At 70.0% G+C, this 17,925-nt stretch carries 17 protein-coding genes; 11 read left to right on the forward strand and 6 right to left on the reverse strand.

Going from position 1 to position 17,925, the window contains the following annotated elements:
- Positions 1–28: 28 nt before the first annotated feature.
- The 4 genes from AC07OQ_RS22210 to AC07OQ_RS22225 all read left to right on the forward strand — a co-directional run bounded on the left by AC07OQ_RS22210 (position 29) and on the right by AC07OQ_RS22225 (position 5,496).
- Complete coding sequence (locus tag AC07OQ_RS22210; RefSeq protein WP_495055316.1) at positions 29–1,033, forward strand: methionine ABC transporter ATP-binding protein; 1,005 nt, start codon at positions 29–31, stop codon at positions 1,031–1,033.
- Positions 1,033–1,695, forward strand: coding sequence for a methionine ABC transporter permease (locus tag AC07OQ_RS22215; RefSeq protein ID WP_495055317.1), 663 nt, complete (start codon positions 1,033–1,035; stop codon positions 1,693–1,695). Before AC07OQ_RS22210 ends, AC07OQ_RS22215 begins: the two co-directional genes overlap by 1 nt.
- 32 nt (positions 1,696–1,727) lie before the next feature.
- The gene (locus tag AC07OQ_RS22220; protein WP_495055318.1) at positions 1,728–2,501 is read left to right on the forward strand and encodes a MetQ/NlpA family ABC transporter substrate-binding protein; all 774 of its coding nucleotides are present in this window, start codon (positions 1,728–1,730) and stop codon (positions 2,499–2,501) included.
- Between the two features lie 199 nt (positions 2,502–2,700).
- Complete coding sequence (locus tag AC07OQ_RS22225) at positions 2,701–5,496, forward strand: ATP-binding protein (protein WP_495055319.1); 2,796 nt, start codon at positions 2,701–2,703, stop codon at positions 5,494–5,496.
- Between the two features lie 20 nt (positions 5,497–5,516).
- Here the strand turns inward: AC07OQ_RS22225 and AC07OQ_RS22230 are convergent, their stop codons facing one another.
- From AC07OQ_RS22230 to AC07OQ_RS22245, 4 genes are all read right to left on the reverse strand, one after another.
- Positions 5,517–6,170 (reverse strand): PEP-CTERM sorting domain-containing protein, encoded by a 654-nt coding sequence (locus AC07OQ_RS22230; RefSeq protein WP_495055320.1) that lies wholly within the window; start codon positions 6,168–6,170, stop codon positions 5,517–5,519.
- A gap of 264 nt (positions 6,171–6,434) precedes the next feature.
- Positions 6,435–6,608, reverse strand: a complete 174-nt coding sequence (locus AC07OQ_RS22235; RefSeq protein ID WP_495055321.1) for a hypothetical protein — start codon at positions 6,606–6,608, stop codon at positions 6,435–6,437.
- A 143-nt stretch (positions 6,609–6,751) separates the two neighbouring features.
- Positions 6,752–8,689, reverse strand: coding sequence for a GNAT family N-acetyltransferase (locus tag AC07OQ_RS22240; RefSeq protein ID WP_495055322.1), 1,938 nt, complete (start codon positions 8,687–8,689; stop codon positions 6,752–6,754).
- A 12-nt stretch (positions 8,690–8,701) separates the two neighbouring features.
- Entirely contained in the window at positions 8,702–10,570 is a 1,869-nt protein-coding gene (locus tag AC07OQ_RS22245; protein ID WP_495055323.1) for a patatin-like phospholipase family protein, read from the reverse strand.
- 239 nt (positions 10,571–10,809) lie between these two features.
- Here AC07OQ_RS22245 and AC07OQ_RS22250 point away from each other — a divergent pair, with 239 nt between their 5' ends.
- Positions 10,810–12,057, forward strand: a complete 1,248-nt coding sequence (locus tag AC07OQ_RS22250; protein ID WP_495055324.1) for a nucleoside recognition domain-containing protein — start codon at positions 10,810–10,812, stop codon at positions 12,055–12,057.
- A 10-nt stretch (positions 12,058–12,067) separates the two neighbouring features.
- On the opposite strand, the gene AC07OQ_RS22255 is transcribed toward AC07OQ_RS22250, so the two are convergent.
- Positions 12,068–13,216 (reverse strand): GGDEF domain-containing protein, encoded by a 1,149-nt coding sequence (locus AC07OQ_RS22255; RefSeq protein WP_495055325.1) that lies wholly within the window; start codon positions 13,214–13,216, stop codon positions 12,068–12,070.
- An 81-nt stretch (positions 13,217–13,297) separates the two neighbouring features.
- Positions 13,298–14,158: an AraC family transcriptional regulator gene (locus tag AC07OQ_RS22260; RefSeq protein ID WP_495055326.1), complete on the reverse strand. Its 861-nt coding sequence runs from the start codon at positions 14,156–14,158 to the stop codon at positions 13,298–13,300.
- Positions 14,159–14,286: 128 nt separating this feature from the next.
- Here AC07OQ_RS22260 and AC07OQ_RS22265 point away from each other — a divergent pair, with 128 nt between their 5' ends.
- The 6 genes from AC07OQ_RS22265 (at position 14,287) to AC07OQ_RS22290 (ending at position 17,830) form a co-directional block, all read left to right on the forward strand.
- A complete protein-coding gene (locus tag AC07OQ_RS22265; RefSeq protein ID WP_495055327.1) occupies positions 14,287–14,835 on the forward strand; it encodes a carboxymuconolactone decarboxylase family protein in 549 nt (182 codons plus the stop codon).
- 70 nt (positions 14,836–14,905) lie between these two features.
- Positions 14,906–15,469 carry a peroxiredoxin family protein gene (locus AC07OQ_RS22270; RefSeq protein WP_495055328.1) on the forward strand — a complete coding sequence of 188 codons (564 nt, stop codon included), beginning with the start codon at positions 14,906–14,908 and terminating at the stop codon, positions 15,467–15,469.
- Entirely contained in the window at positions 15,466–16,179 is a 714-nt protein-coding gene (locus tag AC07OQ_RS22275; RefSeq protein ID WP_495055329.1) for a glutamine amidotransferase, read from the forward strand. The genes AC07OQ_RS22270 and AC07OQ_RS22275 overlap by 4 nt, the downstream gene beginning before the upstream one ends.
- Positions 16,176–16,886, forward strand: coding sequence for an MOSC domain-containing protein (locus AC07OQ_RS22280; RefSeq protein WP_495055330.1), 711 nt, complete (start codon positions 16,176–16,178; stop codon positions 16,884–16,886). Before AC07OQ_RS22275 ends, AC07OQ_RS22280 begins: the two co-directional genes overlap by 4 nt.
- 136 nt (positions 16,887–17,022) lie before the next feature.
- Positions 17,023–17,397 (forward strand): cupin domain-containing protein, encoded by a 375-nt coding sequence (locus tag AC07OQ_RS22285; protein WP_495055331.1) that lies wholly within the window; start codon positions 17,023–17,025, stop codon positions 17,395–17,397.
- 79 nt (positions 17,398–17,476) lie between these two features.
- Positions 17,477–17,830, forward strand: coding sequence for a GFA family protein (locus AC07OQ_RS22290; RefSeq protein WP_495055332.1), 354 nt, complete (start codon positions 17,477–17,479; stop codon positions 17,828–17,830).
- Positions 17,831–17,925: the final 95 nt, after the last annotated feature.

Raw genomic sequence — 17,925 nt, forward strand, 5'->3', positions numbered from 1 at the left:
GGGGCCGTCCCAGGCCCCACAGTCCCCGGTGATAGAACTCCAACAAGTCCACAAGAGCTACCCGCTCGGCACCCGGCGCGTGCCGGCCCTGCGCGGCATCGATCTGCGTATCGAGCCCGGCGAAGTGTTCGGCATCATCGGCGCCTCGGGCGCCGGCAAGAGCACTCTGCTGCGCCTGATCAATCTGCTGGAGCGGCCCGACAGCGGTCGCGTGCTGGTCGCCGGCGCGGATCTGCTGGCTCTGGACGAGCCGGCCTTGCGCGGCGCGCGCCAGCGCATCGGCATGATCTTCCAGCACTTCAATCTGCTGGCCAGCAAGACGGTGGCCGAGAACGTGGCCTGGCCGCTGCGGATCGCCGGCCGCGCGCCGGCCGAGATCGCGCCGCGCGTGGCCGCGCTGCTGGCCCGCGTCGGTCTGGCCGACCAGGCGCAGAAATACCCGGCCCAGCTGTCCGGCGGGCAGAAGCAGCGCGTCGGCATCGCGCGCGCGCTGGCCACCGAGCCGCGCGTGCTGCTGTGCGACGAGGCCACCAGCGCGCTGGACCCGCAGACCACCCGTTCCATCCTCGAGCTGCTGGCCCAGATCAACCGCGAGCTGGGCCTGACCATCGTGCTGATCACGCACGAGATGGACGTGGTGCGGCGCGTCTGCGACCGCGTCGCGGTGCTGGACGGCGGCCTGGTCGTCGAGCAGGGCCCGGTGGCCGAGGTCTTTCTGCATCCGCGCCATGCGGTGACGCGGCGCTTCGTGCTGGAGGCCGAGCATGTGGACGAGGGCCAACTGCTGGACGACTACGCCCATGTGCCGGGCCGGCTGGTGCGGCTGACCTTCCGCGGCGCGCGCAGCTACGAGCCGCTGCTGGGCGAGGTGGCGCGCCGCACCGGGCTGGACTTCGGCATCCTGGCCGGCCGTATCGACCGCATCAAGCAGGAGCCCTATGGCCAGCTGACCATCTCGATCGCCGGCGGCGACCTGGATGCGGCGCGCGCGATCCTGCATGAGCGCGGCGTGCGCGTGGAGCTGCTGCGCTGATGGATGCCCTGCTCGCTATCGACTGGGCCGAGATCGGCCTGGCCTCCTGGGACACCCTCTTGATGCTGGGCGGTTCCCTGGTCTTCACCGTGCTGCTGGGCCTGCCGCTCGGGGTGCTGCTGTTCCTGTTCGACCGCGGCCAGTTGCTGGCCGCGCCGCGCCTGCATGGGCTGCTGTCCCTGGTGGTGAACATGCTGCGCTCGCTGCCCTTCGTGATCCTGCTGATCGTGCTGATCCCGTTCACCTTGCTGGTGGCCGGCACCTCGCTGGGCGTGGCCGGCGCGATCCCGCCGCTGGTGGTGGGGGCGACGCCCTTCTTCGCCCGTCTGGTGGAGGGCGCGCTGCGCGGCGTGGACCGCGGCATCGTCGAGGCCGGCCTGGCGATGGGCGCCAGCACGCGCCAGATCGTCTGGCAGGCCCTCTTGCCCGAGGCGCGGCCGGCCATCCTGTCGGCCGCCACCGTCACCGCGATCACGCTGGTGGGCTACACCGCGATGTCCGGCGTGATCGGCGGCGGCGGCCTGGGCGACCTGGCGATCCGCTTCGGCTACCAGCGCTTCCAGACCGAGGTGATGGTGGTGACCGTCGCGCTGCTGCTGCTGCTGGTGCAGGGGCTGCAGATGCTGGGCGATGCCTTGGTCCGGCGCTTCAGCCGCCGTTGAGTTTTTTTGTCGTACCGAGAGGAGTAGTTCGAATGAAGAAGATTGTTCTGACCCTGGCCGCCCTGGCCCTGAGCGGCGTGGCCGCCGCCGAGAAGCTGAGCGTGGCCGCCACCGCCGTGCCGCATGCCGAGATCCTGGAGTTCATCAAGCCGGCCCTGGCCAAGCAGGGCGTGGAGCTGGAGATCAAGGTCTTCACCGACTATGTGCAGCCCAATGTGCAGGTGGCCGAGAAGCGCCTGGACGCCAATTTCTTCCAGCACAAGCCCTATCTGAGCGAGTTCAACAAGGGCAAGGGCACGAGCCTGGTGGCCGTCACGGCCGTGCATGTCGAGCCCTTCGGCGCCTATTCGGGCAAGCACAAGAGCCTGGCCGCGCTGCCCAGCGGCGGCACCGTCGCGATCCCGAACGATCCCAGCAATGCCGGCCGCGCCCTGCTGCTGCTGGATCGCGCCGGCGTCATCAAGCTGAAGAGCCTGGAGAACATCCTGGCCACGCCGCGCGACATCGCCGAGAACCCGAAGCAGCTGAAGTTCCGCGAGATCGAGGCCGCCACCCTGCCGCGCATCCTGCCGCAGGTGGATCTGGCCCTGATCAACACCAACTACGCGCTGGAAGCCAAGCTGAATCCGGTGAAGAACGCGCTGGCCATCGAGGACGCGCGCTCGCCCTATGCCAACTGGCTGGTGGCCCGTCCCGACAACCAGGACTCGGCCGCGCTGAAGAAGCTGGCCGCCGCGCTGAACGGCCCGGAGCTGAAGAAATTCATCCAGGGCAAGTACAAGGGCGCGGTGGTGCCGGCCTTCTGAGCGGCCGCCGCGGCCGCCCGCACGCAGCAAGCCCGGCCCTGCCGGGCTTTGTTTTGGGCGACCGACGGCGCGCCTGTCACCAGCGACGGCGACAAGCGCAGCGCGTTTGCGTGCCGAAGCGTCCCACCCGCGGACGGGATTTATGGCATCGTCTGCCCGTTATGGAAACAGCGAGCGGAAGAACCGTCCCACCGTCCCGATGAGCGAAGTGCGAACCCTGCTGCTGACCGACGTGGTCGACAGCACCCATCTGTCGACCCTGCTGGGCGATGCCGAGATGGCGCAGCTCTGGGCTGCGCATGACCGCGTGGCGCGCGATCTGCTGCCGCGGCATGGCGGGCGCGAGATCGACAAGACCGACGGCATGCTGCTGCTGTTCGATCAGGCCGAGCAGGCGCTGCGCTATGCGCGGGCCTACCACGCGGCGCTGGCGGGCCTGCATGTGCCGCTGCGCGCGCGCGCCGGCCTGCATGTGGGGCCGGTGATCCTGCGCGAGAACAGCGCGACCGACGTTGCGCGCGGCGCCAAGCCGCTGGAGGTGGACGGCCTGGCCAAGCCGGTGGCGGCGCGCGTGATGGCGCTGGCGCGCGGCGGCCAGACCCTGCTCAGCGCGGCGGCGCGCCAGACCCTGGGCGAGGGCGCGCCGCATCTGCAGTCGCATGGCCATTGGCTGCTCAAGGGCATGGACGAGCCGCTGGAGCTGTTCGAGGCCGGCGAAGAGCCGCTGGGGGCCCCGCCCGATGGCGAGAAGAGCTACCGCGTCGCCCGGGTCGGCGAGCGCTGGCTGCCGCTGAAGGCCGTGCCGAACAACCTGCCGCAGCAGGCCACGGCCTTTCTCGGCCGCGAGCGCGAGATCGACGAGGTCAAGCGCCTGCTGGAGCAGTCGCGCCTGGTGAGCCTGCTGGGCATGGGCGGCCTGGGCAAGACGCGGCTTTCGCTGCAGGTGGCGGCCGAGCTGCTGGCGGAGTTTCCCGATGGCGCCTGGTTCCTCGATCTGGCGCCGATCCGCGATCCGTCCCTGGTGCTGGGCGAGACCGCGCGCCTGCTGCAGGTGCAGGAGGAGCCCGGCCAGCCCCTGCTGCAGACCCTGTGCAAGCTGCAGCAGGGCCGCCGCCTGCTGCTGGTGATGGACAACTGCGAGCACCTGGTCGAGGCCGTGGCGGAGCTGGTGCATGCGCTGATGCGCGCGGCCCCGCAGGTGCGCGTGCTGGCTTCCAGCCGCGCGGCCCTGCATGTGCCGGGCGAGCAGGCCTATCCGGTGCTGCCGCTGCCGCTGCCGCAACGCGGCCAGGACGCGGCGGCGCTGGCGCGGCTGACCGCGGTGCGCCTGTTCGTCGAACGGGCCCGCACGCACAAGCCCGACTTCGAACTCAACGAGCGCGAGGCGCCCGCGGTGGCCGAGCTGGTGGCGCGGCTGGAGGGCATCCCGCTGGCGCTGGAGCTGGCCGCGGCGCGCGTGCGCGTGCTCAGCGTGGCCGACATCAACAAACGCCTGCAGGACCGCTACAAGCTGCTGACCGGTGGCAGCCGCCAGCTGCAGGAGCGCCAGCAGACCCTGCGCGCCCTGGTGGACTGGTCCTACGAGCTGCTGCAGCCGGCGGAACAGCTGCTGCTGCAGCGCCTGGGCCTGTTCGTCGGCGGCTTCGATCTGGCCGCGGCCGAGGCCGTCTGCGGCGACGCGCAGCTGGATGCGCTCGATGTGCTGGACCTGCTGGGCTCGCTGGTCGAGAAGTCGCTGGTGATGGTGGATGAGACGCCCGAGGGCGGCACGCGCTACCGCATGCTGGAGACCCTGCGCGAGTACGCGCGCGACAAGCTGGGCGCGGCCGCGGGCGCGACGGCATGCCGTCATCTGGACCATTTCTTTGCGCTGGCCAAGCAGGTGCGCGACGGGCTGCAGGGGGCGCAGCAGGCCGAATGGGTGGCGCGGGCCGAGGCCGATCTGGACAATCTGCGCGCCGCGCTGCTGCATGCGCGCAGCGGCGCCGCGGACGTCGATCCCTTCCTGGCGGTCAAGCTACCGGTGGCCCTGCAGGGCTTCTGGGTCATGCGCGGCTATCTGACCGAGGGCCGCGAGGCGGTGCGCGCCGCGCTGGCCCTGCCGGCCGTGCAGGCCGCGGACATGGCCCATGCTCATGCGCTCTATGTGGGGGCCGTGATGGCCATCGCGCAGGGCGACCCGGCCGAGGCGCGCGACATGCTGGAAGCCTGCCTGCTGCTGCGCCGCCGCCTGCGGGATGAAGCCGGCGTGGCTGCCACCTTGTCGACCCTGTCGATGACCCTTCTGTCGGCCGGTGATGCGACAGCGGCGCGGAGGGCGGAGCAGGAGGCATTGACACTGTTCGGTCAACTTGAGCACCGCGTGGGTGAGGCCATCGGGCTGCTGCATCTGGGCTACATCGAGCGCCATATCGGCGACGAGGAAACGGCCCGGACGAGGCTTCAACAGGGCCTAAGCCTGGCGCGGGTGATCGGACACCAGGAGGTAGAAGGCGAGTGCGAACTGGTGCTTGGCGAGATCGCTCTAGAGACTGGCGATCCGACGCTGGCGCGCCAATGCGCGCAGCGGTCTTTGCTGATCTGCCGCGAGGCCGGTGACAAGCATGGTCAAGCCAAGGCCATCGCGGTACTTGGGCGCTGCGATTTGCGTGAGGGCCGGATTGATCTTGCCCGAGCAAAACTGGCCGAAGCGCAACTGACGTTCCGGGCTTTCGAGATGCGCGAGGAGTTGCTGCAAGGCCTTGAGGACCATGCCGGCTTGGCCGAGGCTTTGGGCCAGGCCGCCGAGGCTCTGCGCTTGCTCAGTGCGGCCGAGCAGGCCCGCGGGCGGGCAGGCTTATCGCGCTGGCCGCAGGCCCGGGCAGGCGATCAAGCCCGGCTTGATCGCCTGGCCGAACGGCTCGGCCCCTTGGCGGCCGAGCAGGCCGTGATCCAGGGCCAGGCCTGGGCCTGGAGCGAGGCTTTGGACCGGGCCCAGTCCCTGTCGGCAATATAAGAAAGCCGAGCGCTGGCGGATCAGCGTCGCTGGCGGCGCGCGACTCCGGCAGCGGCCAGCGCCAGCAGCAGCAGTGCCGCGGAGGCGGGCTCGGGCACGGTCCGCAGCGCCACCATGGCGCGCCGGGCCGGATCGCTGTTGTCGTTCCAGCCATTGATCCAGGGATGGAGGGAGTCGAAATAGCCGAGTCGCGCCTCGGTGCTGCCGCCCAGAAAGCTAAAGGCCAGGCCGAAATAGGTCGGATGGCCGTTGTGCAAGGTGGCTTCGGCGATCAAGCCGGCCTGCGGCAGCCAGGTGAAGGCGGAGATGCCATCGATCACGCCGCTCGCATCGAAATGGACCGCGCTCATCAGCATGGCATTGCCGAAGTCCAGGGTCTGCAGCGTGACAGCGGGCGCGCCGAGGTTGTAAAGCTCCACCCTGGCACTCTGCACGCTCATGCTGCCCAGGCCGCACTGCAAGTGGGTCAGCGCGGCCGAACTGGTGCTGCAACCGTCGGCGATATAGAAGACGGCCTCGCCGCGCCAGCCAAGTTCGGGAAAAGGCGCACCAAAGGGCGGATCCCAACTGCCGACGACAAATGCGGCATGAGCGGGGCTGATCGCTGACAAAAACGCAGCCAAGCCCCAAGACATGAATGTGATCGCCTTTTTGCGAATGCTTGCTCCCCACATGACGCCCCCCCGAGTGCAAAGTTGCCATACCGCAAGAAGCGCGCCACGCCCCGACGGCAGGCTGTAACACCTTGAATTCATTGAGCAATCCCTAGGATGGACGGGCAGCCGGACGGTTGGTGCCCGCTTAGGTGTAAGGCAGGCCGACATGAGATCGGCGCGGCAAGCTGGTCTTGAGCTGCGGAAAGCCCTGCCTCGAGCCCGAAGCGGGGCGTTTCCCGAGTCGCGATGTCAGGGCTGCTCATCCGAGGTCTTCGACCATCCTCAGTGACGGATTGCGACCGGCGTCGGCTCGCCGCCGCGGGGGCCGGCATCCCAGGTGCCGACGACCAAGGTACCTCCCGCCACAGGTTGCAACGCATCCGGCGAGAGTTCGCGGATGTTCTCTTGCGCCTGGTTCGCCGCGGCGAAAGATCCGGAATGCTGTTGCCGGTTCACTTGAGTCCTCTCCTGTTGCGCGAGGAATCATGGCTTGAACGCCATCGTGGGCATGCGACGGGCGCTTGTCAGCATCAGCATCCCAGGGGATACCCGGGGCTCACCCCGTGCCTGGGCGCTACGCTCCAGGCCCCTCGGACAGTTCAGAACAGCGCCGTCACCCTGACCGTGCCGTCCAGCGACTCGGTCTTTACCTGTGCCGAGCCCCGCTTGGCGAGCCGGATCATCTGTTCGTTGGTCGGCAGGATCTCGGCCACGAAGCCGCGCACGCCGGCCGCCTGGGCATGCGCGGCCAGTTGGCGCTGCAGCTGCGCGCCGAGGCCGCTGCCCTGCCAGTCGGGGTGCACGATGAAGGCGGTTTCGGCCAGGTTGGTGGACGGGTCCAGCACATACAGCGCATGGGCGACGATCTGCGGATCCTCGCGCGTGCCGGTGACGGCGACCAGGGCGACCTCGGTCTCGCCGTTGACATTGCACAGGCGCTGCACGTCGGCGATCGAGAGTCCGCGGATCTTGCGGAAGAAGCGCGTGTAGACATCGCGCTCGGGCATGCGGTGGAACAGCTCGCGGATCGCGTCGCCGTCGGGCGCGCCGGCCGGGCGCAGCAGGACCTGGCGCTTGTCCTTCAGCGCCAGCCGCAGCTCCTGCTCGACCGCGTAGGCGCGCAGATTGCGCAGCTGCTGCTCGGCCGGCAGGTAGCCCAGGGCCTTGGCCTCATCCAGCAGGGCCGGCCGATGCTCGGGATGGGCGATCTGGATCAGCGCGATCGCGCGCTCGCGGATGCTCTTGCCGAACAGGTAGGCGATGCCGTACTCGGTGATGACGTAATGCACCTCGCTGCGGGCGATGCCCACGCCCTCGCCGGCCTGCAGCACCGGCCGGATGCGCGAGCTGCCCGCGCCGTCCGCGCCATCGGTCGAGGCCAGGCAGATGATGGCCTTGCCGCCCGGCGAGCGCGACGCGCCCTGCAGGAAATCGCTCTGCGCGACCAGCCCGCCGTAGAAGTCGCCGCCGAACTGGTCGACGCAGACCTGGCCGGTCAGGTCCACCGCGAAGGCCTGGGTGACCGACACCATCTTGTGCTGCTGGGCGATGGTCCAGGCGTCGCACACCGACTCGATCGGCTGGAAGCTGAACAGCGGGTTGCGGTCGATCAGCTCATAGAGGCGCTGCGTGCCCATCGCGAAGCTGCAGACGATCTTGCCGGCCTGGCCGCTCTTTCTCTTGCCGGTCAGGATGCCGCGCTCCAGCAGCGGGATGATGGCGTCGGTGATCACGTCCGAATGGATGCCCAGGTCGCGGCGCTCGCCGAGATGCTTCAGCGCCTCGTTGGCGAAGCGCCCCAGGCCGATCTGCAGCGTGGCGCCGTCCTCGATCACGCTGCCGATATAGCGCGCGATGCTTTCCACCACCGGGCCCGGCTGGGCCGCGTGACGGTATTCGATCACCGGCGTGTCGACTGGCACCAGGTGGTCGATCTCGCCGATGTGCAGCATCGAGTCGCCCATGGTGCGCGGCATCTGCGGGTTGACCTCGGCGATCACCAGGCGCGCCTTGGCCACCGCAGCGGGAATCATGTCGACCGACAGGCCGAGGCTGACATAGCCGAACTCGTCGGGCATCGAGACCTGGATCAGGGCCGCGTCCACCGGGATGCGGCCGATCGCGATCATGCGGGGCACGCGCGCCAGCGAGATCGGCACATAGTCGGCCAGGCCCTGGCGCACCGCGGCGCGCATGTCCTGGCCGACGAAGAAGCTGCGGTGCCGGAAGCGCGTCTGCGGCCGGCCCTCGGCGTCATGCGGCAGCGCCTGGTCGGTCAGGAAGTGCAGCAGCTCGACGTCGGCCGGCGTGGGGCGCAGCGCTTCCAGCGCGGCCACCAGGCTGCGCGGCGTGGCGCAGGCGCTGCCGACGAAGACATGCTCGCCGGCCTTGATCCGGGCCACCGCCTGCGCGGCGCTGCAGATCTTGTCGGCGCAGGCCGTCAGCCGCGGATCCAGGGCCTCGGCCTGCGTCTCGGCGCCGCGGCCTGCGCTCCAGCGCGCCACCAGGCGGTTCAGCAGGGCGGTCGCTTGGTTCATCGTGCTCTCCCTTCAGTTCGCGGCGGTCGCGTTGCGGCTGCCGTCCAGCACCTCGCAGGCATGGGCATAGCCCTGTGCGACGATCTGATCGAAACGGTTCCACTGCAGCATGCCGACACGGTCCAGCGGCGGATTCATGTAGACGTCGGTCAGCTTGCGCGACTGGCGCTGGCGCGACACGCTGTAGAGCACGGTCACGTTCATCAGATAGGCCGCCAGCGAAGGCAGCCGGTAGCGGCGCTGCGCGCGCGGGCGCAGCCGGTCGCGCAGCAGGGCCCAGGTGCCGGGCACGTCGGCGTGCGGAATGCGGCGCGGCTTTCTGAAGCCGAAGCTCAGGTCCACGCCGATCACCCGGCCGACGCCGCGCATGCCGCGCATCACGTCGACGGGGAAGTTGTTGAAGGTGCCGCCGTCGCACATCAGGTCGCCGTCGATGATCATCGGCGGCAACGCCCCGGGGATGGCCAGGCTGGCCAGGATGGCGTTGCGCACCGAGCCGCTGCGCACGATGTGCTCGCTGGCCTGCGAGTAGTTGGTGGCGACGCAGTAGTAGCTCTTCCAGAGATCCTCGACCTGCACGTCGTCGTGGCCGGTCAGCTCCTTCAGCGCGCTCTCGACCAGCCTGCTCAGGCGCAGGCCCTTGATCAGCGACAGCAGCGGGATCAGATTGAAGTCGCCGGTGGGCTTGGAGGAGAACACCTTGCGGGCGTTGGCCAGCACCGTCTCGAAACCCTGGTCGGTGGCCACATAGCCGGCCATCACCGAGCCGATGCTGGTGCCGCCGACCACGTCGATCTCGATGCCGCGCTCCTGCAGCGCCTTGTAGACGCCGATATGCGCGATGCCGCGCGCGCCGCCGCCGGCCAGCACCAGCCCGACGGCGGTGCGGCTGATCAGGCGCGCCAGCCGCGCCATGTCGCGCGGCAGCGCGGGGCGGATGTGCAGATGGTCGGACAGCGGGCGGCGCGCCAGCCAGGCCGCCGTGCCCCGCGGTGCGTGGCGCTCGGCCGGATGCAGCAGCACCAGGATCTCGGCCGCGTCGGTGCGCGGCGGGCGGCGCACCAGGCATTCGTCCTCGATCGGGTGCAGCAGGGGCGGTGCATCGGCGTCGGCCAGCAGGTAGAGCTCGTCGCAGTGGCGGCTGCAGCGATGGGTCCACTCGGTGGGGGTGGGGTCGCTGAGCAGCAGCACGAAGTCATGCTCGGCCTCGATCTCGTCCAGCCGCACCGCGATGCTGCGGTTGGCGGCGGCATCGCTCTGGTCGCGGTGGGTGATGCCGGGCGCGCCCAGGCCGGCATCCAGCTGGCTGGCGGCGATCACCGCGACGCGGCCCAGCGGCCGCAGCTGCTCGGCCAGCGCGGCTGCGAAGCCGTCCAGATCGACGCCCGGGCTGACCGGCAGCAGGCCGATCGTGACCGGCCGGTCCATCGAGGAGCGTGCGCTCTCGGTCTGCAGACGCTTGATGATCTGGCGCGTCAGCGCGATCGAGACCTGGCTGCTCATGGTCAGCAGCTGCATGAACTCGGCCTTGCCCAGGCGCACCAGCACGGTGTCGCGGATCGCCACCAGGGTGGCCGAGCGCGGCTCGTCGGTGTAGAGGCTCATCTCGCCGACCATCTGGCCGCGCGTGATCTCGCGCACCATGCGCTGGCGGCCGTCATCGTCGGTGATGTAGGTGCGCAGCCGGCCGCTGACGGTCAGGTACATCGCGTCGCCGGGATCGCCCTGCTGCATCAGGGTCTGGCCGCCGGCCAGTTCCACCCATTGCAGATGCTCCAGCAGCAGTTCCAGGGCCCCGGGCTCCACGTCTCCGAGGAAGCTGCGCAGCTGGCGCATCAGCAGCGCGTCGAAATACTGCGTGCGTACGAAATCCTGGTCCATACGTCCTGAGCCGATCTTGTTATGAGGGGTTCGCCGGGGCAATGTACCCGAGAGCGGCGCCGGCCGTGCTGGTGCTGGCCCTGATCGGCAGGGGCCCGGCCTGTCGCGCGCGGGACAGGCGCAGGGAGTCGCCGCAGGCATCACTCGGAGTTATCGAGGCCCGCCGAGTCGGCATGAGAGCGCCGGCGCCGGGCCGCGGGCAGCCGGAATAATGGGCGCCTTCTCAAGGACCTCAGCCCATGGTGCTCAACTACATCTGGATCGGCTTCTTCCTGATCGGCTTCGGCGTCGCGCTGGCCCGGCTGATCGGCGGCGACCTGGGCATCTTCGCCCAGGTGCTGGGCGGCATCTTCGACACCGCCAAGACCGGCTTCGACATCTCGCTGGGCCTGGTGGGCGTGATGAGCCTGTGGCTGGGGATCATGAAGATCGGCGAGAACGCCGGCGTGATCCAGATCTTCGCTCGCGCGATGGCGCCGTTCTTCGCGAAGGTCTTCCCCGAGGTGCCCAAGGGCCACCCGGCCGGCGGCTCGATGGTGATGAACTTCTCGGCCAATATGCTGGGCCTGGACAACGCGGCCACGCCGCTGGGCCTGAAGGCGATGAAGGAGCTGCAGGAGCTGAATCCGCAGCAGGACCAGGCCAGCAACGCGATGATCATGTTCCTGGTGCTGAACACCGCGGGCATCACCTTGATCCCGACCTCGGTGATCGCGATCCGCCAGGCCATCGCGGTGGACCAGGGCCTGGCCGGCTTCAATGCCGCCGACATCTTCCTGCCCACCCTGATCGGCACCTTCATCTCCTTCGCGGCCGGCCTGGTGGCGGTGGCGGCCTACCAGCGCATCAAGCTGTTCAGCCTGCCGGTGCTGGCCTTCTTCGGCGGCTTCATCGCGATCATGGCCGGTTTGTTCGGCTGGCTGCACCAGTACCCGCCCGAGCTGATGGCCAGGTATGTCGGCCTGCTGGGCAGTCTGGTGATCCTGTCCATCATCGTGATGTTCATCGCGGTGGGGGCCTGGCGACGCATCAATGTCTACGAGAGCTTCGTCGAGGGCGCCAAGGAAGGCTTCGGCGTCGCGATCACCATCATTCCCTATCTGGTGGCGATCCTGGTGGCGATCTCGGTGTTCCGCACGACCGGCTGCATGGACTATGTCGTGGGCGGCATCGCCTGGGGCGTGGCGGCCGTCGGCCTGCCGACCGACTTCGTGCCGGCCCTGCCGGTGGGGCTGATGAAGACCCTGTCGGGCAGCGGCGCGCGCGGCCTGATGGTGGACGTGATGAAGACCTACGGCGTCGACAGCTTCCAGGGCAAGCTGGCCGCCATCATCCAGGGCTCGACCGAGACCACCTTCTATGTGCTCGCGGTCTACTTCGGCAGCGTCAACATCAAGAAGACCCGCTACGCGCTGACCTGCGGCCTGATCGCCGATTTCGTCGGCCTGGTCGGCACGATCTGCGTGGGCTACTGGTTCTTCAAGTGAGGCGCCCCGTTCAGGCGTCGGCCTCGACGCGGTCGCGGCCGGCCGCCTTGGCGCGGTAGAGCGCCGCGTCGGCGCGCGCCAGCAGCTCATCCAGGCCGCGGTCGCCGGGGCGGCAACTGGCCAGGCCGATGCTGGTGGTGCAGGCCGGCAGGCCCGCCGCCGACGCCTGCCGGGCGACGGCCTGGCGCATGCGTTCGGCCGTCGCGCGCGCCGCGGCGGCCTCGGTCTCGGGCAGCAGCACGATGAACTCCTCGCCGCCGAAACGGCCCAGGCGGTCGGCCTGGCGCAGGGTCCGGCCCAGCAGCGCGACGAAGTCGCAGAGCACCCGGTCGCCGACCAGATGGCCGTGGCGGTCGTTGATCTGCTTGAAATGGTCGATGTCCAGCAGCAGCAGGGACAGCGGCCGGCCGTAGCGCAGCCAGCGCCCCATCTCGCGCTCGCCGGCCTCCAGCAGCGCGCGGCGGGTCAGGGCGCCGGTCAGGGAGTCATGGCTGGCGATCTGCTCGAACACCGCGCGCAGGCGTTCGCTGGCCATCAGCAGCAGGCCGATGCTGATCAGCAGCACCGAGAAGCTGTAGACCGCGATATAGCCGGTCTGGATCGCGGTCGGCGCGAAGCGGTTGCTCTGCGCCGTGTCGATCCAGGGGGCCGCGGCGCCGCGCGCCAGCAGCACCAGGGCCTGCAGCGCCAGCACCGCCGCGGTGAAGCGCGGCGCGAAGCCGCGGCCATTGCGCAGCAGCAGGCGCAGATGGGCCAGCACCAGCAGGGCCATGGTGCCGGTGAACAGCATCACGCGGATGCGGTAGTCCGGCTGCACCCACAGGAACCAGCTCAGCGCCGCCAGGCAGGCCAGGCCCAGGCCGGCCCAGAAGCGCCAGGTGGGCGGCAGGCCGTAGAAGCGCCGGCTGCCGACATAGAACAGGCCGCAGCCGAGCAGCAGCAGCACATTGCCGCCCTGGGCCACCAGGGCGGGCGGCGCCATGCCGTCCAGGCCGTAGATGCCCGCGGCCGCCGCGCACAGCAGGGGCGCCAGGCTCCAGGGCAGCAGGCCCAGGATGCTGGGCGGGTAGCTGCGCCGCAGGCCCAGCAGCACCAGACCCATCAGTGCGCCCATCAGCAGGGCCATGAAGGTCAGGGAGCGTGGGTCAAGGGCGGTCATTGGTGGTCATGGGCGGGCGATCACGGGGGACGAAGGGGGGCGGGACGACCGGGCAGTGTACGAAGCCCTGGCGACGCGGGCTCAGCCTCCGGCGGCGTCCAGCCATTGGCGTGGCGACTGCCCCAGGCGCTGGCTGAACAGGCGCGACAGCGCCGAGGCGCTGGCATAGCCCAGCTCGTCGGCGATCAGCTTGACCGGCCGGCCCTGGCGCAGCCTGGCCTGGGCCAGGGTCAGGCGCCAGTCGGCCAGATAGCCGGCCGGCGTCTGTGCCAGCACGGCCTTGAAATGCGCCGCGAAGGCGCTGCGCGACATGCCGGCGCAGCGCGCCATGCGCTCCAGGCTCCAGGGCTGGCCGGGGGCCTCGTGCACGGCCACCAGGGCGCGCGCCAGGCGCTCGTCCGACAGCCCGGTGATCAGGCCCGGCGGCACGCCGGCATCGAGCGGGTGATCGATCAGCCAGCGCAGCAGCTGGATCAGCACCACCTCGAACAGCCGGTCGGCCAGCAGGCGCTGGCCGCAGCGCAGCCGCTCGGTTTCGCCGAACAGCAGCGCCAGCGCCGGTGCCAGCCCCTCGACCCGGGCCAGCGGCAGGACGATCAGGGGCGGCAGCGCGCGCACCAGCGGATTGAGTTCGCCGCCGTCGAATTCCAGCTCCGCGCAGGCGAAGTCCGCACCGTCCTCGGGCGGGTTGCGGAACTGATGCGCCAGCGGCCGCGGGTAGAACAGCAGGGTCGGCTCGGTCAGGTGCAGGCGCCGCGGCAGTCCGGTCTGCGCGCCATGGCCGAGCTCCAGCTCGCCGCGCCGCATCACATGCAGGAAGCCGCGTCCCGGCTCGGCCGGGAAGCGGCTGATGCCGCACAGCGGGCCGTTGTGGAACAGGCGCGCCCGCACCTTGAAACGCTCCAGCAGGCTGGACAGCCGGTCTATCGGATCTGCAGACATGTGGTGGACGAATAGGTATGCCGTTTGGACGATAGGGTGCCAATGGTACGGCCTGGTGGCAGACACTGTCGTTCAGCAGCTGCCCGGTCATTCATCGACAGACATCTTCCACCGAAAGGAATCCCATCATGTCCCGCGTTCAACTGATCAACCCCGCCCAGTCCACCGGCGAGCGCAAGCTCGTGCTCGACCAGATCCAAGGCGCCTTCGGCGCCACGCCGGCGATGTTCCGCGCCGTCGCCAACTCCACGGCCGCGCTGAAAAGCCTGTGGGGCAGCTTCGGCGCCCTGGGTGGCGGCGTGATCCCGGCCAAGCTGGGCGAACAGATCGCCGTGGCCGTGGCCGACCGCAACGGCTGCGAGTACTGCCTGGCCGCCCACACCGCGCTGGGCCGCAAGGCCGGTGCCACCGCCGAGGAGATGGCCGCCGCCCAGCAGGGCGAGGCCACCGACCCCCGGACCGCCGCCGCGCTGCGCTTCGCGCTGAAGCTGGTCAACGAGCGCGGCCAGGTCAATGACGCCGATGTGCAGGACCTGCGCGCCGTCGGTTTCGACGACGAGCAGATCGTCGAGATCCTGGCCCATGTGGCGCTGAACCTGTTCACCAACTACGTCAACGTGGCCTTCCAGGTGCCGGTCGACTTTCCGGCCGTCAAGCTGCGCCGCCAGGCCGCCTGAGGCCCAGGCCGCCGCGGTGGCCTGGTGCCGCCGCGGCCCTTTCCGGAAGGCCCCAGGAGACTTCATCACCATGTTCAAGACGCCTCCCTCGCTCGAGCATCCGCAGGCCCCGCCGCTGCAGGTCGAGCAATGGTTCAACACGCCCGGCCCCATCGCGCTGGAAGCGCTGCGCGGCCGCGTCGTCGCGCTGCACGCCTTCCAGATGCTGTGCCCCGGCTGCGTCGCCCATGGCCTACCGCAGGCCGCGCGCATGCACGAACTCTTCCCCCGGGAGCAGTTCGCCGTGATCGGCCTGCACTCGGTGTTCGAGCACCATGCGGTGATGGAGCGGCCCGAGGCCTTGCGGGCCTTCATCCACGAATACCGCCTGACCTTCCCGATCGCCGCCGATCGGCCCGACCCCGGGGCCGGCGTGCCGCTGACCATGCAGGCCCTGGGCCTGCGCGGCACGCCCAGCCTGCTGCTGCTGGACAAGCAGGGGCGCATCCGCCTGCATCACTTCGGCCGCATCGACGACCTGCGCGTCGGTGCGCTGATCGGCCAGCTGATCGCCGAGCCGGCCGACGCGGCTCCGCTCTGCGACGATCAGGGCTGCCGCCTGCCCGAAACCCGCCTGCCCGCCGACCGCCCATGAGCAAGACCGTCCTGGCCCTGCGCCACCTCGCCTTCGAAGACCTCGGCCAGCTGGAGCCGCTGCTGCGCGAGCGCGGCTATGCACGCATCGAGTACCGCGAGGCCGGCGTCGATGGTGAGCTGGCCGGCATCGATCTCGAGGCGGTCGACCTGCTCGTGGTGCTGGGCGGCCCGATCGGCGCCGAGGACGAGGCCCTCTATCCCTTCCTGAGCGAGGAGCTGCGCCTGATCGGGCGGCGCCTGGCCAGCCGCCGGCCCATCCTCGGCATCTGCCTGGGGGCGCAGCTGATGGCCCGGGCGCTGGGCGCGCGCGTGCGGCCGATGCCGCAGGGTCGCAAGGAGATCGGTTTCGCGCCGCTGCGGCTGACGCCGGCCGGCCTGGCCTCGCCGCTGGCCGCGCTGCAGGGCCAGCCGGTGCTGCACTGGCATGGCGACCAGTTCGCGCTGCCGGATGGGCTGGCGAGCCTGGCCGAGACGCCGCTGTGCCCGCACCAGGCCTTCCTGCTGGAGCACCACGCCTTTGCCTGGCAGTTCCATCTGGAGGCCGACCCGCGCCGCATCGAGCAATGGCTGATCGGCCATGCGGCCGAGCTCGGCCAGGCCGGCATCGACATCGCGGCGCTGCGCCGCGACGCCGCCCTGCACGGGCCGGGCCTGACGGCCGCGCTGGCGCGCGTGCTCGATGCCTGGCTGGCGGGGTTCGACGCATGAGCGACGGCGGCGTCGTGATCGGCCGGCTGCGAGCCGTGCTGACCGGCAAGACCCGACCCTATGCCAGAGCGGGCAGCCGCAGCGCGATCGCCAAATGCGAGCGCTCCGGTGCGGTGCTCGCCGGAGCGCTGGGCCTGGATGGCGATGAGCAGGGCGATCCGCGCGTGCATGGCGGGCCCGACAAGGCCGTGCATTGCTACCCCTGGGCGCATTACGAGACCTGGCGGCCCGAGCTGCCCGCTGCCCAGGCGCTGCTGCGGCAGCCCGGAGCCTTCGGCGAGAACTTCAGCGTCGACGGCCTGGACGAGGGCGATGTCTGCCTGGCCGACCGCTGGCAGATCGGCGACGACGCGCTGTTCGAGGTGAGCCAGGGCCGCCAGCCCTGCTGGAAGCTCAACGAGCGCTTCGGCCAGCCCGATATGGCGCGGCGCGTGCAGCAGAGCCTGCGCGCCGGCTGGTATCTGCGCGTGCTGAGTCCGGGCCCGGTGCGCGCGGGCGATGCGATCCGGCTGCGGGCCCGGCCTCACCCCGACTGGCCGCTGGCGCGCCTGCTGCGCGCGATCGCCGAGCGCGAGCGCGATCCGGCCACACTGACGCAGATCCTGGCGCTGCCGCTGCCGGCCTCCTGGCTCAAGCTGTTCCGCGGCCGGCTGGAGAGCGGGCGGATCGAGTCCTGGAGCCGGCGCATGGAGGGGGGCGACGCCTAGCGGTCGACGGCGAGCGGGCCGGCCCATCCCGGGCCGCGCGCGGTTCGGGCGGCCGCCGCCGAGGCTCCGCGGAGGAGCCGCGGAAGGCTTGAATATCCTGCATGATTCGAGCACGCAGCGTCACGGGAGCCCCAAGATGTCGAGCCTGCTCAAGTTCCTGCGCCTCCATGCGGACGCGGCCGGCGTCTCGCATTTCGCGCCCATGGAGGTCGAAGTCGTCGCGCGCGAGTTTGCGCCGCCGGCGCCGCCGTTCAACGTCTCGGCACTGGAGCCGGCCTCTCGGCATGGCTTCCTGTGCGTACCCGCGGGCTGGGTCGGCGAGCTGCATCCCGCGCCGATCCGCATGTGGATCACCATGGTCGCGGGCGAGATGGAGTTCGAGGCGGGCGACGGCGAACGCCAGAGCCTTGCTCCCGGCAGCACCCTGCTGCTTGAGGACACGACCGGCCTTGGGCATCGCAGCCGCGTGCAGGGATCCATGGATGCCGTACTCTCGGTGGTGCATGTCTAGTTCGGAAGCCTGCCGCTCATTCGAGCCGCCGCCCCGCTAACATGATCGTCACCAGTCCTTCGGGAGAGTCCGAATGTCCATCACTCTGAAAGGCAGCTGCCACTGCGGCCGGGTCGCCTTCGAGGTCGATGCCGATGCCGCACCCGACAGCGCGCTGTCCTGCAACTGCTCGATCTGCCAGCGCAAGGGATCGCTCTTGTGGTTCCTGCCGCGCGCGCGGCTGCGCCTGCTGACACCGGACGAGAACGCCGGCACCTACCTGTTCAACAAGCATGTGATCAAGCACCGCTTCTGCCCGGTGTGCGGCATCCATCCCTATGGCGAGGGCCAGGACCCGAAAGGCAATGCGGTGGCGGCGGTCAATATCCGCTGCCTGGAAGACTTCGATCTGGACAGCGTGCCGGTGATCCAGTTCGACGGCCGTTCGCTCTGAGCATATTGATTGAGAGTTCCTAATCTTACTGTGTCACAAATTGAGTCTTTCGCTTGCCCGGCCGCAGCAGGGGCACTGCCCGAGACGGGCGATCA

Source organism: Roseateles sp. GW821-FHT09B06 (assembly GCF_059418245.1).

Bases quoted from the DNA above. Each gene is read 5' to 3' on its own strand.
- AC07OQ_RS22265 (WP_495055327.1), top strand. From the start codon at position 14,287: ATGTCCCGCGTTCAACTGATCAACCCCGCCCAGTCCACCGGCGAGCGC.
- AC07OQ_RS22270 (WP_495055328.1), top strand. From the start codon at position 14,906: ATGTTCAAGACGCCTCCCTCGCTCGAGCATCCGCAGGCCCCGCCGCTG.
- AC07OQ_RS22255 (WP_495055325.1), bottom strand. From the start codon at position 13,216: ATGACCGCCCTTGACCCACGCTCCCTGACCTTCATGGCCCTGCTGATG.
- AC07OQ_RS22240 (WP_495055322.1), bottom strand. From the start codon at position 8,689: ATGAACCAAGCGACCGCCCTGCTGAACCGCCTGGTGGCGCGCTGGAGC.
- AC07OQ_RS22280 (WP_495055330.1), top strand. From the start codon at position 16,176: ATGAGCGACGGCGGCGTCGTGATCGGCCGGCTGCGAGCCGTGCTGACC.
- AC07OQ_RS22250 (WP_495055324.1), top strand. From the start codon at position 10,810: ATGGTGCTCAACTACATCTGGATCGGCTTCTTCCTGATCGGCTTCGGC.
- AC07OQ_RS22220 (WP_495055318.1), top strand. From the start codon at position 1,728: ATGAAGAAGATTGTTCTGACCCTGGCCGCCCTGGCCCTGAGCGGCGTG.
- AC07OQ_RS22260 (WP_495055326.1), bottom strand. From the start codon at position 14,158: ATGTCTGCAGATCCGATAGACCGGCTGTCCAGCCTGCTGGAGCGTTTC.
- AC07OQ_RS22275 (WP_495055329.1), top strand. From the start codon at position 15,466: ATGAGCAAGACCGTCCTGGCCCTGCGCCACCTCGCCTTCGAAGACCTC.
- AC07OQ_RS22245 (WP_495055323.1), bottom strand. From the start codon at position 10,570: ATGGACCAGGATTTCGTACGCACGCAGTATTTCGACGCGCTGCTGATG.
- AC07OQ_RS22215 (WP_495055317.1), top strand. From the start codon at position 1,033: ATGGATGCCCTGCTCGCTATCGACTGGGCCGAGATCGGCCTGGCCTCC.
- AC07OQ_RS22230 (WP_495055320.1), bottom strand. From the start codon at position 6,170: ATGTGGGGAGCAAGCATTCGCAAAAAGGCGATCACATTCATGTCTTGG.
- AC07OQ_RS22225 (WP_495055319.1), top strand. From the start codon at position 2,701: ATGAGCGAAGTGCGAACCCTGCTGCTGACCGACGTGGTCGACAGCACC.
- AC07OQ_RS22285 (WP_495055331.1), top strand. From the start codon at position 17,023: ATGTCGAGCCTGCTCAAGTTCCTGCGCCTCCATGCGGACGCGGCCGGC.